General features: G+C 70.5%; 9 protein-coding genes and 2 pseudogenes. 8 read left to right on the top strand and 3 right to left on the bottom strand.

Translation table 11 applies throughout. The annotated features are described in order from the left end of the window. Positions 1–12: 12 nt before the first annotated feature. The 3 genes from ACX9MN_RS09840 to ACX9MN_RS09830 all read left to right on the top strand — a co-directional run bounded on the left by ACX9MN_RS09840 (position 13) and on the right by ACX9MN_RS09830 (position 3,463). The gene (locus ACX9MN_RS09840) at positions 13–684 is read left to right on the top strand and encodes an SDR family NAD(P)-dependent oxidoreductase (protein ID WP_408903047.1); all 672 of its coding nucleotides are present in this window, start codon (positions 13–15) and stop codon (positions 682–684) included. Positions 685–727: 43 nt separating this feature from the next. Then, positions 728–1,342 (top strand): glutathione S-transferase family protein, encoded by a 615-nt coding sequence (locus tag ACX9MN_RS09835; RefSeq protein ID WP_408903046.1) that lies wholly within the window; start codon positions 728–730, stop codon positions 1,340–1,342. Between the two features lie 423 nt (positions 1,343–1,765). Continuing rightward, the gene (locus tag ACX9MN_RS09830) at positions 1,766–3,463 is read left to right on the top strand and encodes a methyl-accepting chemotaxis protein (RefSeq protein WP_408903045.1); all 1,698 of its coding nucleotides are present in this window, start codon (positions 1,766–1,768) and stop codon (positions 3,461–3,463) included. 133 nt (positions 3,464–3,596) lie between these two features. On the opposite strand, the gene ACX9MN_RS09825 is transcribed toward ACX9MN_RS09830, so the two are convergent. Next, positions 3,597–4,136 carry a hypothetical protein gene (locus tag ACX9MN_RS09825; protein WP_408903044.1) on the bottom strand — a complete coding sequence of 180 codons (540 nt, stop codon included), beginning with the start codon at positions 4,134–4,136 and terminating at the stop codon, positions 3,597–3,599. Between the two features lie 80 nt (positions 4,137–4,216). Here ACX9MN_RS09825 and ACX9MN_RS09820 point away from each other — a divergent pair, with 80 nt between their 5' ends. From ACX9MN_RS09820 to ACX9MN_RS09800, 5 genes and pseudogenes are all read left to right on the top strand, one after another. Next, positions 4,217–4,603 (top strand): hypothetical protein, encoded by a 387-nt coding sequence (locus tag ACX9MN_RS09820; protein ID WP_408903043.1) that lies wholly within the window; start codon positions 4,217–4,219, stop codon positions 4,601–4,603. A 343-nt stretch (positions 4,604–4,946) separates the two neighbouring features. Beyond that, positions 4,947–7,264: pseudogene (locus ACX9MN_RS09815) on the top strand (putative bifunctional diguanylate cyclase/phosphodiesterase). A 195-nt stretch (positions 7,265–7,459) separates the two neighbouring features. Further along, entirely contained in the window at positions 7,460–7,789 is a 330-nt protein-coding gene (locus tag ACX9MN_RS09810) for a hypothetical protein (RefSeq protein WP_408903042.1), read from the top strand. Further along, complete coding sequence (locus tag ACX9MN_RS09805) at positions 7,786–9,531, top strand: methyl-accepting chemotaxis protein (RefSeq protein ID WP_408903041.1); 1,746 nt, start codon at positions 7,786–7,788, stop codon at positions 9,529–9,531. The genes ACX9MN_RS09810 and ACX9MN_RS09805 overlap by 4 nt, the downstream gene beginning before the upstream one ends. Positions 9,532–9,667: 136 nt before the next feature. Further along, the gene (locus ACX9MN_RS09800) at positions 9,668–9,925 is read left to right on the top strand and encodes a cupin domain-containing protein (protein WP_408903040.1); all 258 of its coding nucleotides are present in this window, start codon (positions 9,668–9,670) and stop codon (positions 9,923–9,925) included. 138 nt (positions 9,926–10,063) lie between these two features. On the opposite strand, the gene ACX9MN_RS09795 is transcribed toward ACX9MN_RS09800, so the two are convergent. Together ACX9MN_RS09795 and ACX9MN_RS09790 are read right to left on the bottom strand one after the other, a co-directional pair. After that, a complete protein-coding gene (locus ACX9MN_RS09795; protein ID WP_489725219.1) occupies positions 10,064–12,844 on the bottom strand; it encodes a hybrid sensor histidine kinase/response regulator in 2,781 nt (926 codons plus the stop codon). A gap of 233 nt (positions 12,845–13,077) precedes the next feature. After that, positions 13,078–13,728, bottom strand: a pseudogene (locus ACX9MN_RS09790) (response regulator); the annotation flags it as partial. Positions 13,729–13,733 lie beyond the last annotated feature (5 nt).

The raw sequence follows: 13,733 nt of genomic DNA, 5'->3' as shown, positions 1-13,733 counted from the left end.
AGGACGACGATCATGCAAAGGCTCTCCGGACGACGCGTGGTGGTGACCGACTGCGACGAGCTGATCGGACCAGAGATCGCCGTCGTCTTCCGGGAGGCCGGTGCCGAGGTGCTGGTCGACCGGCGCGATCTCACCGCGCCGCAGGCTGCCGCCGAGCTGATCGCGCAGGCCGGCCACGTCGACGTGCTCGTGGCCAACCTCGCCGCCCCGGCGCTGGGGCGGCTCGCGATCGAGAGCGACGACGCAGAACTGGACCTGATGCTCGATCGCATGGTGCGCCCCCTGCACCGACTCGTGCGCGCGGTTCTACCGCAGATGATCGCGCGGCGCTCCGGCAAGATCGTCGTGGTGGGCGCGGGGGCGGCCCTGCGCGGGGTGCCGCGCCGGGCGGTCTATTCCGCCGCGCGCGCGGCCCAGCACGGCTACGTTCGGAGCGTGGCGATGGAAGCCGCCCCCCACAATGTGCAGGTGAACGCCACCGCGCAGACCTTCGTGGAGAACCCGACCTACTTCCCGCCCGCCTACCAGAAGACGAGCGAGTTCCAGGAGCGGATGCGGGGCGTGCCGGCAGGCCGGCTCGCCACGGCGCGCGAGGCCGCGACCTTCCTGCTGACGCTCGCCGGCCCGGAGAGCGATTTCATCGTCGGGCAGGTCTTCCCGTTCACCGGCGGCTGGGTCCACTAACGCAACCGCTGCTCGCGCCTCTCCTCAAGACGGAACACGGGCCATGATCGACCTATACGCCTTCGCCACGCCCAATAGCGTCAAGGTTCCCATCCTGCTTGAAGAACTCGGGGTGGACTACGTCTACCACCCCGTCAACATCCGCCAGGGCGAGCAGAAGGCTTCCTGGTTCCAGACGCTCAACCCGAACGGCAAGGTGCCGGTGATCGTCGACAGCGAGGGGCCAGGGGGCGAGCCGCTCACCATCACCGAGTCCGCCGCGATCTTGGTCTACCTAGCCGAGAAGTCCGGCCGGTTTCTGGCGAGCGAGGGCGATGCGCGGGTGCGCGCGTTCGAATGGCTGTTCTTCCACGCCGCCGGACTAGGACCCGCCTTCGGGCAGTCGGGCTACTTCCAGAAGCTCGCCCCAGAGCCGATCCCTGCCGCCATCGAGCGCTTCCAAGGCGAGGCCAGACGGACGCTCAACATACTCGACGGTCGCCTGGCCGAAGCCGAGTATCTCGCCGGTACGTACTCGATCGCCGACATCGCCAATTTCGGCTGGGTCTGGCGGCGGGAGTTCGCGAACGTGGATCTAGCCGAAACGCCCCACGTGGAGCGCTGGTATGCTGCGGTCGAAGCTCGCCCTGCGGTGCAGCGCGCGATCGGCAGGCTTTGATCCAGGGTGGAGATCCGAGCGCATCGGACGAGCATATCGGAATCGTGTCGAAATACAGATTATCCGGCACTGGAAAAGGCCACACGGCTCGTCGACGGAAGCAAGGCCGTTTCGAGCGGCGATCGTCGTTTTTCGGAGGCGATGTCAGCCAGAGTGATGCCGCGACTGCGGCGATCGAGTCGGCTGGCCAGAAGCGGTCCTGGCGGACCAGACGCTGGCATAGACCGAACTCTTCGGGCGCATCGCCGGCTCCGAGATCCCCGCGGAGGCCTGCGTACGCGACGGGCAACAATCCCCCGGGGCCGGCATGAAGGCAGGAACTCGACCACTTCACGGGTTGCTAACCCTATCGCGGGCTTAATGGCGCGCCCCTCGTGCGGGATCGCGTCGGGCCACCGCCCCGATCCCTAGCCGTCGTGTCCGATGAAGTTCCTCGACAACCTGAGGCTCCTCGCGAAGCTCGCGATACCCTCCCTCGTGCTCGTCGCCGTCTCGGCGGGCATGATCCTCCTTGCCCGGGGCAGCCTGACCCGCCTCGACGCCAATACGCAGGAGATCGTCGACCGCAGTGCCCAGCGCGCGATCCTGTCCCTTCAACTCGCGGTGGCCATCGACGAGGCCACCATCCGTGAGAAGAATCTCATCATCGAGGGTGACGGTCCGAACCGGCAGGTGCTGCGCGGTCAGCACGCCGAGGACGAGCGCGCGGCTCGTGAAGCCGTCGACCACCTGTTGCAGCTGTCGGACACGCCCGAGCGGCGCATCGTCAACGAGAAGCTTAAGGAGCTGGCGGACCGCTTCCTCGCGACCTCGAAGGCCGCGGTCGACATGGTGCTGAGGAACGAAGTGACGGCGGCGACCGCCTTGTCGAACGGCGACGGCAGGGCGGCTCGGCGCGAGGCCGTGGAGGCGACCCGGAAGCGCGTGGACGCGAACGTCGACGCCCTCAAGGAGGAGAAGCGGCAGGCCGCCGAGGTCGCCGCCGCGGCTACGCAAACCCTCACCCTCGTCGCCGTACTTGGCCTGACGGCCGCCTTTGGACTGCTCGGCGCTATCGCCGTGTTCGGGATCACGCGCCCGCTGAACGGCCTAGTCGGCGTCCTGGAGCGGATGGCTCGGGGCGAGACCGACGCCGTCATCCCGGAAGCCGCGCGCGGCGACGAGATCGGCGCGGTCGGCCGTGCGGTCCGGGGCATCAAGGCCATGGTCGCGCAAAAGGCGGCGGAGGAGGCCGAGGTGCAACGAATCGCCGACGAGGCGGCCGCCGCGGAACGGCGGCGTACCATGGTGGAGCTGGCCGACGGCTTCGAACGCGCGGTCGGCGGCATCGTCGGCACGGTCTCGTCCGCCGCCACGGAGTTGCAGGCAACCGCCCGGACCATGTCCTCCGCCGCCGCCGAGACCGCGTCCCAGTCGACGGCCGTCGCCGCCGCGGCCGAGGAGGCGTCCTCGAACGTCACGACGGTCGCTGCGGCCTCCGAGGAACTCGGCTCGTCGGTGCAGGAGATCGGGCGCCAGGTCGCCGGCTCCGCGGACCTCGCCCAAAGGGCCGTGACCGAAGCCGATCGGACGGGCATGTCGGTGCAGGGGCTCAGCGCCGCCGTGTCGCGCATCGGCGACGTGGTCGGGCTGATCCAGAACATCGCGGGCCAGACCAATCTGCTGGCGTTGAACGCCACCATCGAGGCGGCCCGCGCAGGCGAGTCCGGCCGTGGCTTCGCGGTCGTGGCCGCCGAGGTGAAGGAGCTCGCCAATCAGACCGCGCGTGCGACCGAGGAGATCTCCGGGCAGATCGCCGGCATCCAGGCCTCGACAGCGCATGCGGTCTCGGCCATCGGCTCCATCACGGAGCGCATCCGGCAGATCAACGGCGTTGCCACCGCCATCGCGGCAGCCGTCGAGGAGCAGGGCGCGGCGACGCAGGAGATCGTCCGCAACGTCGGCCAGGCTGCGGCGGGCACCGCCGAGGTGACGGGCAACATCGCCGGCGTCGCCGGGACGGCCGAGGAGACGGGCGCGGCGGCGGCCCAGGTGTTGGCCTCCGCCTCCGAGCTGTCGCGCCAGTCCGAGACCCTCTCGGGCGAGGTCGCCCGCTTCCTCGCGACCGTGCGGACGGCCTGACATCGCCGGAATCCACGTCCTGCCGGCGGGAGGTGCCGGCCCGGTCGAGGGCGGCTCCATCCCGATTCGGCAGAGTCCCACGAAGCCGGCGTCGATTTCGATTTGTGGGCCGTGAACATCCGTGCCTGCGGCTTCAGCGTGCCGTCGTGGCGACCGAACGCACTCGCTCATCGAGAGGATCGAGACAACGGCCGACCCCTGGCCTCAGCCCATCCGCGCCGGCACGTCCTCGTGCCGGAGCTCCTGGTGAAGGAACGCAATACCCGCGTGGCCGTCCACCATCGCGAGCAGCGCGAAGGTGAGCCAACGATGGAGCAGGTCGCCGGGGACGACCTCCAGGCGATCCTCTCGTCGCGCCCTCGCATGAGCGGATGCCGTAGGGCCTGAACGGCTTGATCGACCCGTATGGGCGCTTCAGCGGGAGCCCCGGCACGACCATCATCGGCGCGTAGATGAGGAGGTCACCGGCCACGGCAGCCCGTCCCAGGCGTCCCCGAGGCGGTGGGCGGCGCGCCAGGTTCGCCAGCCCCCAGGCCCAGCGCAGGACCACGAGTACGAACAGGATGAAGCCAAGGGTGAAGTGGCTGCCTCCGACGAAACGCGTGAGGACGTTTTCGCCGGTGCCGACATACGGCAGCGCGCCCGCGAACTGCCATGCGAACAGGGCCGCCATAAGCCAGTGGAAGCCGCGGCTGACCCGGCCGTAGCGGCGCGGCGTCTCGAGCCAACCTGCCGCCGGCGTGATTGCCCTTCTTGGCCGACCAGGACGTCGAGCCGGTATTGGTCCGTCCCGGTCTGGTCGGAGACGCGCGCGAATGCGCTGGAGCCGCCGATGAAGCGTTCCGCCGCCTCGTCACCGGTGAGCGGGTAGTGCGTCTCGCCCATCCAATGCACCAAGACGACGCTGCCGCCCGGCTGCAGGCAACTCCGGACCCGATACACCAAGCGCACGACATCACCGGCATCGGGGGCAGTATACGACCTCCGACAGCAGGATCAGGTCGAACCCCTGTTCCCCAGGGCAGCATCGACCACGGCACCGCACGCGGCGGCGAGCAGGACGCGCGCTCGATCCTGCGCGTGCTCTTCGAGACGAAGCTTTGCTTTCGCGCGCGAGCGCGACGCCCTCCTCGCCTGTGACGGCATCGGCGCCGCAGCCATCGCCTTCGGCTGCGACCACGCGGATGCCGGGGCAAGCGGAACGGTTTCACTTCCCCTGACGCGTAGGATCGGGCCGGCCGCGCGGCCGTTCAGGCCTGAGTTCCGCCCCGGCCAAGGCGCTGCGATCCATTTCGCGACGACCCAAATCGGGACGTTCCGAACCAGACTCATCCAAGCCGCAGGCATGTCGGTGCCAAAGATGCCGATGCCGCGCCGCGGACGGCACAGGTCCCTATGAACAGACAGGTAGGTTGCCCGCCATTAAATCGATTTCAACCGGAACACCCCATGGTGAGGACCCGAACTATTCGGGGGCCGTTCCATGATCACCGTCGTAGGCTGCCTCGTTGAGACCCACGACTTTCGGCTCGTAGCCCTGGCGGTCGCCGTCTGCTCGCTGGCGTCCCTGACGACGGTCTGCCTCGTCAGCCATGCGCGCCCGGCCGCCGGCTGGGCGCAGGCCGGCTGGCTCTCCGTCGCCGCCGCCGGCGGGTCCGGCATCTGGGCGACCCACTTCGTCGCCATGCTCGCCTTCGAACCCGGCGTGCCCGGCGGTTACGACCTCGCGCTGACCGCCCTGTCTCTGGTCATCGCCGCCACGCTGGCCGGCTCCGGCCTCTCGCTCGCGGTGCTGGTCGGCGGATGCCTGGCGGCGTGGGCCGGCGGCGCGGTCCTCGGCCTCGGTATCGCGGCGATGCACTACACCGGCATGGCCGCCTACGACGTCGCCGGCCACAAGGCCTGGGACCCGACCACCGTGGCCGTCTCGCTCGCGCTCGGCAGCCTCCTTGGCGGCGCCGCGCTGGCGGCGCAGGTCGGGGGCCGCGGCCTGCTGCGGCAGGTGCCCGCCGCGCTCCTGCTGCTGTTTGCCATCTGCAGCCATCACTTCACCGCCATGAGCGCGGTCACGGTCACGCCGGACCCGACGCTCGCCGTCTCCGAGGCGGCGGTTCCGAACGCGTGGCTCGCCGTCGCGGTGGCGCTGGCGAGCTTCGCCATCCTGCTCCTGGCGGCCGCAGCGCTGGCCCTCGACCTGCGCGACCGGCGTCACGCCAAGCTCGAGGCGGACCGCCTGCACAGCCTCGCCGACGCCGCGGTCGAGGGGCTCGTCGTCTGCACCGGCGACACGGTGGCGAGCGCGAACCGAAGCTTCGCCCGGCTCGTCGGTCTGCCGCAAGCCGCGCTCGCGGGCACGGCCCTGTCGGCGCACCTGCCGGGCGACGCGGCCCGGCTCGCGCTGGCCGGTCAGCCCGAGCGGCCGGTCGAGGCCGAGCTGCGGCTCGCCAACGGGACCATGGTGCCGGTCGAGGTCATCATGCAGCCGGTCGAGCATGCCGGCCGGCCGCACTACGCCGTCGCCGTCCGCGACCTGCGCGCCCGGCGGCAAGCGGAGAGCCAGATCCAGTTCCTCACCCACCACGATGCGCTCACCGGGCTGGCCAACCGCGCCAGCTTCGGCAAGAAGCTCGACCAGGAGATGCGCGCCGCCGACGCGGGCGGGCGCAAGCTCGCGATGCTGTGCCTCGACCTCGACCGCTTCAAGGAAGTCAACGACCTGTTCGGCCACGCCGCCGGCGACGCCCTGCTGGAGAACGTTGCGCGCATCGTCTCGTCCGAGCTCGACGACACCCAGATGGTGGCCCGGCTCGGAGGCGAAGAGTTCGCGGTGCTGATGCCGTGCGAGCAGGCCGGTGCCGCGGGTCGGTTGGCCGAGCGCATCCTGGAGGCGCTGCGCTCCGGCCGCACCGTGGGCACCGGCCCCCAGGTCGCCACCAGCATCGGCATCGCGCTCTACCCGGACGACGCCGACGAGCGGGCGGCGCTTCTGAGCAACGCCGATACCGCACTCTACCGGGCGAAGTCGGAAGGGCGCGGCACCTACCGCTTCTTCGAGGCCAGGATGGGCGTGGAGGTGCGCGAGCGCCGCCTCCTGGAACAAGACTTGCGCCACGCGGTGGCCCGCGGGGAGATGAAGCTCGTCTACCAGCCGCAGACCGACGTCGGCACGGGCGCCGTCATCGGCTTCGAGGCGCTGCTGCGCTGGAAGCACCCCGAGCGGCGCTACGTCTCGCCCGCCGTGTTCATCCCCATCGCCGAGGAGAGCGACGCCATCCTGCAGATCGGCGAGTGGGTCCTGCGCGAGGCCTGCCGCGAAGCGGCGACCTGGACGCAACCCCTCACCATCGCGGTCAACGTCTCGGCGGTGCAGATCCACAGCATCCACTTCGTCACCCTCGTGCACGAGGTGCTGCTCCGGACCGGGTTGGCGCCCCACCGGCTGGAGGTCGAGGTGACCGAGACGGCTCTTGTCAGCGACCCGAACCGGGCGCTCCTCACGCTGCGGCAGTTGAAGTCGCTGGGCGTGCGCATCGCCATGGACGACTTCGGCACGGGCTATTCGTCGCTGTCGAAGCTATCGTCGTTCCCCTTCGACAAGATCAAGATCGACGGCTCGTTCGTGCGCTCGGTCGACAGCAACGAGACGACGGCGGCCATCGTGCGCTCGGTCTTGGCCGCGGCCTCGGTCTGCCGGTCTTGGCCGAGGGCGTCGAGACCGAGGCGGAGCTCGGCTTCCTCGTCGCCGAGCAGTGCCACGAGGCGCAGGGCTACCTGATGGGACGACCGTCGCCCATCGCGTAGTTCACGCAATACACGCATGGCACGATCCCGCTCACGCCCGAAAACAGGAAAAGTGCTTAGGTCGGCGACTACAAGGGGACGTCAACCTCGTTCGTCTACGAACGGGGCCTCGCAAACTGACTTCGGCGTGTGGCAGGGCGGGACATGTGCGTGCGAATACCGACGTCAGGCAAGCCTCCCCGGGCTGGGTCGCGGTTGTGCCTCACGCTCTCTACCGGCGCACTCGTCGCGACCTGCGGCCTCGCGCCGGCGGTCGTGGCGCTCGCCCCACGAGCCGGCGAGCCGGTCGCCGTCTTCACCCTCTTCCCCGACGCGCCGATCCCCCATGCGGTGGTCGCCTCGGGCGCGCCCATCCTGTGGCTGTCGACCGGCGGCCACGTCGCTGTGGTGGATGCCGCCGGGCATGACACCGTCGCCGAACTCCGCCGAAATGGCGCCCTTCTCGTCCTCGCCGCTGGCCCGCTCGGCACATGCTTCGCGGGCTTCGGCCCCTCATCCACACTCGCCGGACTAGATCAGCCGTGACCGACAGCAGCAGCCTCGACCGCCTCCGCCTCGCCTTCCTTCCCGTCATGCTCGTCGCGCTCGGTGTGCTCGCGGCCATCGTGACGGCGCTCGCCTGGTGGCGGGACGTCCAGCCGGTGCCCGTGACTGTCCTCGCGGTCTTCCTCCCCGGCGCGACGCTCGCAATCGCCCGCAGCCGTGGGGCGTCGGCCGGGGCGCGCCACATCTCGTCGGCCGCCCTGATGATGCTGGTGGGCCTGCTGGTTCTGGTCTCCTCCGGCACGCACCTGCAGATCGACGTCCACATGGTGTTCTTCGCCGCTCTCGCCGTCGCCGCGGGCTGGTGCTGCTGGTCCTCCATCCTGGTGGCCGCCGGCGTCGTGGCCGTCCACCACCTCGCGCTGAACGTGCTCTACCCGGTCGCGGTGTTCCCGAATGGGGCCGAGTACCTGCGCGTCGTCCTGCACGCCGTCGTGCTGGTCACCGAGGCCGGCGCCTTGGTGCTGGCAGCCCGCCAGCTCGCCCGGTCCCTGGCCTCAGCCGAGGCCGCGACGCGGCAGGCCGCGGATAGCGCCCTGGCGCAGCGGCGCGCCGAGGCGGCGGCGACGCAGGACCGCAGCCTGGAGGCCCACCGGCAGCGCCGGCTCGGCGAAGTCGTGGCCGAGTTCCGCGACACGCTGGTCGCCATCGAGCACAAGGTCGAGCGTGAGACGAGCGGCATGCGCGAGACCGCCCTGGCCCTGAGCGGGGTCGCCGATCAGTCGAGCCGGCAGGCCGCAGCGTCGGAAACCGCCGCTTCGGCGACGGCGCAGAACGTGCTTTCGGTCTCGGCAGGCGCCGAGGAGCTCAGCGCCTCCATCTCCGACATCGCCGGCCAGACCGCGCGGGCACGCGAGCTGATCGCGCACATGACCGAGATCGCCCGGACGACGAGCGGCGAAGTCGAGCAGCTCGCGGTGGTGGCCGACCGCATCGGCACCGTCATGGGCCTGATCAAGTCGGTGGCCGACCAGACAAACCTGCTGGCCCTCAACGCCACCATCGAGGCGGCCCGCGCCGGCGCGGCAGGCCGCGGCTTCGCTGTGGTGGCGTCCGAGGTGAAGGCGCTGTCGGGTCAGACCATGAAGGCGGCCGACGACATCGTGTCTCAGGTCGAGGCCATCCAGGCCTCGACGCGGCGCACCGTCGGCTCCGTCCACGCCATGGCTTCGGCCACGCAGGAAGTGAACGCCCTCACGACATCCATCGCGGCCTCGGTGGACCAGCAGCGGTCGGCCACGCAGGAGATCTCGCGCACGGTCGCGCAGGTCGCCCAGGGTAGCACGGAGGCGCACGCCGGCGCTGTCGCCGTGTCCCGTGCCACCGATGAGACTCGGCACCACGCCGGCACGGCACTCGCCGCGTCCGAGACCCTCGAGGCCGTGGCGGCGGACCTCGCGAGGTCGGTGACCCTATTCGTCCGGCGTGTGACGACCGACCTCGACGAGCGGCGCGGCACGGTGCGCGTCGCCGTGGACGAGGCGGCCGGTCTGTACATGCGGGGACGGCGGCACGCCGTCCGCGTGGTGGAGGTCTCCGCGCACGGCGCCCGCATCGCCGATGCACCGTCTTTGACCCCGGGCGACGTTGTCGAGTTCGAGACCCGCGACGGCAATTGCTCGTCGGTCGAAGTCGCCTGGTGCGAGGGAGGCAACGCGGGCTTGAGCGTGCCGTCGGGACTTCGCCATCCGGACTTGGCGGGAGCTTCCGCAAAGGTTGCCTGACCGAGGGTCGCCGGCCGTTTGGCCAGGACGGGAATCCGGCCTCGGCGCGGATCGCCGGCGACCCGATACGGATAGGTGCCGGGTCAATGCTACGCATGGATCCGGCTTGGCGTCGGAATGGGATGGCGCCAGGGCCATGATACGCTTCAGCGTTCTGGAACTGCGCTTCCTGCAGGACCGACACGGGACCGGGGGCAGCCTCGACCTGTTCTCGATGACCGCCCAGCAGGCCGTCGTCGAATTGGGGAATCCGACCCTGAAAGCGCGGGCGGACGCGCTGCTGTTCGACCTCGGTCGCGAACCCGCGCGGCAGGAGACGCAGCGGCGCCGTAGGCGCGTGGACCGAGCCGCCATCGACGTTGGCGGGAACTGGGGCCGCCAGCCCTCGACGTAGGCAACATCCTGCACGCGGGCGCCCCCGGCCGAAAGCACGATCGCCATTGCTGCGGGACGACGAGGTGGCCCGAAGCCGGTATCGGGAGGCGCTCGCCCCGGATCGCCTATGCCGAAGCGCAAGTCGGCGACCCTGACCTCAGGAAACGGTATTCCTGCGCCCCGTCGGCCGACGCCAGACCGCCTTGCGCAGGATGCGCGAGACCTGGTCGGCCGAATAGGGCTTGTGCAGCAACTCGAAGCCGTGGGCACCCTCCTGGGCAAGGACGTGGCTGTACCCCGAGGCCAGCACCACCGGCAGGTTCGGCAGCCGCCGCTTGAGCAGGCGAGCGAGCTCTATCCCGCCCATGCCGGGCATGATCACGTCCGAGAACACCACGTCGAAGCCCGCGCCGTCCGTGCCGAGCCTGTCGAGCGCCTCCTCGGCATTGGGCGCCCAGGTCGTCGCGTAACCGAGATCCTCCAGGATCTGCGTGGCGAAGCGACCGACCTCGACGTTGTCCTCGACCACCAGTACCCGCCGGCCGGCCCCGTCGGGGGCCGGCCCGTCCGCCTGGTCCGCACCCTCTTCGGCGTGATCCTCGGGCTCGACCTCGGGCAGGTAGAGGGTGAAGGTCGCGCCCCCGCCGGGCTCGCTCTCGACCGCGACGTCCCCGCCGGACTGCTTGGCGAAGCCGAAGACCTGGCTGAGGCCCAGACCGGTCCCCTTTCCGACCTCCTTCGTGGTGAAGAACGGCTCGAAGACGCGGGCCAGCACGTCGGCCGGAATGCCCGACCCGGTGTCCGCGATGGACACGGCCGCGAACGGGCCCGCCGCGGCGGCGTGCCCGCGGATGGGCGGCAACGCCGCGCCGTGACAGAGGACCAGCCTCAGCGTGCCCACGCCGTCCATCGCGTCGCGGGCGTTCACTGCCATGTTGACGAGCGCGGTCTCGAACTGGCTGACGTCCACCCGTACGAAACAGGGCTGGTCCGGCACCTCGGTCACCACCTTGATCCGCGCCCCGGTGACCGTGTCGAGCAGCTCGCCCACCGCGCGAAGGCGCGCGCCGACGTCGAGCGTCTCCGGCTTCAGGGTCTGGCGCCGAGCGAAGGCGAGGAGCTGTCCGGTCAGCTTGGCGGCCCGATCCACCGTCTCCGACACGGCGTTCAGGTACCGGCCCCTGCGCTCCTCGGCGAGGTCCGGGCGCCGCAGGAAGTCCACGGACGAGCGGATGATGGTCAGCAGGTTGTTGAAGTCGTGCGCGACGCCCCCGGTCAGCTGCCCGATCGCCTCCAGCTTCTGCGATTGCCGCAGCGCCTCCTCCGCTTGGCGCAGGGCCTCGGCCTGGCCCCTCTCGGCGGTCACGTCGCGACCGTAGGCGTAGACGAGGTCGCCCTCGACCGACGTGCGCCAGGAGATCCGGCGCGGGGTTCCGTCCTTGTGCCGGTAGCCGTTCTCGAAGTCGGTGAGGTCGTCGGCCGAGGCGGCGCGCTCCAGCGCCGCCTGGGTCGCGTCGGCGTCCTCGGGCCAGATGAACTCGCCGAAGTGATGCCCCACCACCTCCGAGGGGCTGTGCCCCAGGATCGCTTCCCAGGTGGGGTTGACGCCGCGGAAGATGCCGTCGGCGCCCACGACCACGAGCAGGTCGCGCGAGTTGCGCCAGACCCGGTCGTGCTCGGCCGTGCGCTCGGCCACGCGCTGCTCCAGGGTCTCGTTGAACCGCACGAGCTCGGCCATGTCGCGCTTCTGATCGTCCACGTCGGTGCTGGTGCCGACCCAGCGCACGATCGCGCCGTGGCTCGCCAGCACCGGTTGCGCCCGGGCCAGGAACCAGCGGTAGCCGCCGTCGGCGCCCCTGACGCGGTACTCGCACTGGTAGCTGGCGCGGGCGGACACCGCCTCGCGCCAGACCCCGACCACCCGGTCCCGATCGTCCGGGTGGATGAACGACTGCCAGCCGTCGCCGTCGAGCTCGCCGGGCCGCATCCCCGTGTAGGCGTAGACGCGCTCGTTGAACCAGTAGGCGGCGCCGGCGGCGTCCGTGGCCCAGACGAAGTTCGGCAGCACCTGCGAGAGGACGCGGAACTGCTCCTCGCTTCCGCGCAGTGCCTCCTCCGCCCGCTTGCGGTCGGTGATGTCGATGGCGGTGCCGAGGACCCGGACGCAGTGGTCGCCGTCGAAGATGCCGCGCCCCTTGGCGGCGACCCAGCGCACGACGCCGTCCTCCCGGCCGACCGTGCGGTACTCGACGTCGTAGACGGCGCGCCGGCCTGGGTCCGCCGCGGCGGCGTAGGCGGCGCCGGTCCGGTCGCGGTCCTCCGGATGCAGGCCGGCGTAGTAGTCGGCCATCGAGACGGGCACGTCGGGCGAGATCCCGAACATCGCCTTGACGCGGGCCGGCCAGAACATGGTTCCGTTGGCCTCGTCGACGTCCCACAACCCGACCTCGGCCGCCTCGGTGGCGAGCCGGAGCTGCTCCTCGCTCTCGCGCAGGCGTTGCTCGGTCCGCAGGCGCCCGGTGGTCTCGGTGCACGCGCAGAACATCCCGGCGACCCGGTCCCCCTCGTCGCGCACCGGCGAGTAGGAGAAGGTGAACCGGGTCAGTTCGTCGTGGCCGTGCCGGTTCATGGTCAGCGGCATGTCCTCCGCCCAGGTCGCCTCGCCGGCCATCGCCCGGTCGACCAAGGGCGCGATGTCGGGCCAGATCTCCGACCAGACGTCGCGGAAGCGCCGCCCGAGCGCGGCGGGATGCTTGCCGCCCAGGATCTCGGCGTAGGCGTCGTTGTAGAGGAAGCCGAGTTCGGGCCCGAAGGCCACGAACATCGGGAAGCGCGAGCCCAGCAGCAGGCTCACCGTCGAGCGCAAGCAGGGCGGCCACGCGTCGGGATGCCCGAGAGGCGAGCTCGACCAGTCGTGAGCGCGCATCATCGCGCCCATCCGCCCGCCTCCCGCGAGGAACAAGGGAAACTCGGTCGCGACGATCTCGGTCATGATCGGAAACGGGTTCGGCGGTCCGCGCATCGGACCGCCCGTCGCGGGAAGCGGCGGGTGCGGTCGCGATGCAACCTAGGGCTTAGCACGGTCGGCGGCTGGCGCGACAACCCGACGGCGAAGGAACCTGACCGAGAAGCACCACTGATCGGGAGACTTCCCCGGGCGTCGGAGGCCGTTCAGGCAAGACGGCCGGCCCCTCCGACCACGACCCGCTGCAGGATGCGCGAGAGCTGCTCGGTCGAGTACGGCTTGTTGAGGAGTTCGAAGCCGTGGCTGCCTTCCTGGGCGAGCACGTGGCTGTAGCCCGAGGTCAGGATCACGGGCGTCCCCGGGAACCGCCGCCTGACTTCCCGCCCGAACTCGACCCCGTTCATGCCCGGCATGACCACGTCCGAGAACACCGCGTCGAAGCCGGAGCCATCCTCGCCGAGACGTGCCAGCGCCTCGTCCGCATTGGCCGCCCAGGTCGTCTCGTATCCGAGGTCCTGCAGGATCTGCGTGGCGAACCGGCCGATGTCGACGTTGTCCTCCACCACCAGGACGCGCTGGCCGGCTCCTTCGGTTGGAACGCCCTTCTCGATGGGCGCTGCCTCCTCGTTTCGTGCGGGCTCGACCTCCGGCATGTAGAGGGTGAAGGTCGTGCCCCGCCCGAGCCGGCTCTCGACCGCGATGTCGCCGCCGGACTGCTTGGCGAAGCCGAAGACCTGGCTGAGGCCGAGCCCGGTGCCCTTGCCCACCTCCTTCGTCGTGAAGAACGGTTCGAACACCCGGGCGAGGATCTCGGGCGCGATGCCCGATCCGGTGTCGGTCAGCGAGATGGCCGCGAAGGTTC

This window comes from Methylobacterium sp. 1A, assembly GCF_058072805.1.
Note: the sequence above shows the minus strand (reverse complement) of the source record. Positions and strands in the feature narration are given on the sequence as shown.

Excerpts from the sequence above, each read along its gene's own strand:
- ACX9MN_RS09840 (WP_408903047.1), top strand. The coding sequence starts at position 13 with ATGCAAAGGCTCTCCGGACGACGCGTGGTGGTGACCGACTGCGACGAG.
- ACX9MN_RS09835 (WP_408903046.1), top strand. The coding sequence starts at position 728 with ATGATCGACCTATACGCCTTCGCCACGCCCAATAGCGTCAAGGTTCCC.
- ACX9MN_RS09830 (WP_408903045.1), top strand. The coding sequence starts at position 1,766 with ATGAAGTTCCTCGACAACCTGAGGCTCCTCGCGAAGCTCGCGATACCC.
- ACX9MN_RS09825 (WP_408903044.1), bottom strand. The coding sequence starts at position 4,136 with ATGGCGGCCCTGTTCGCATGGCAGTTCGCGGGCGCGCTGCCGTATGTC.
- ACX9MN_RS09800 (WP_408903040.1), top strand. The coding sequence starts at position 9,668 with ATGATACGCTTCAGCGTTCTGGAACTGCGCTTCCTGCAGGACCGACAC.
- ACX9MN_RS09795 (WP_489725219.1), bottom strand. The coding sequence starts at position 12,844 with ATGGGCGCGATGATGCGCGCTCACGACTGGTCGAGCTCGCCTCTCGGG.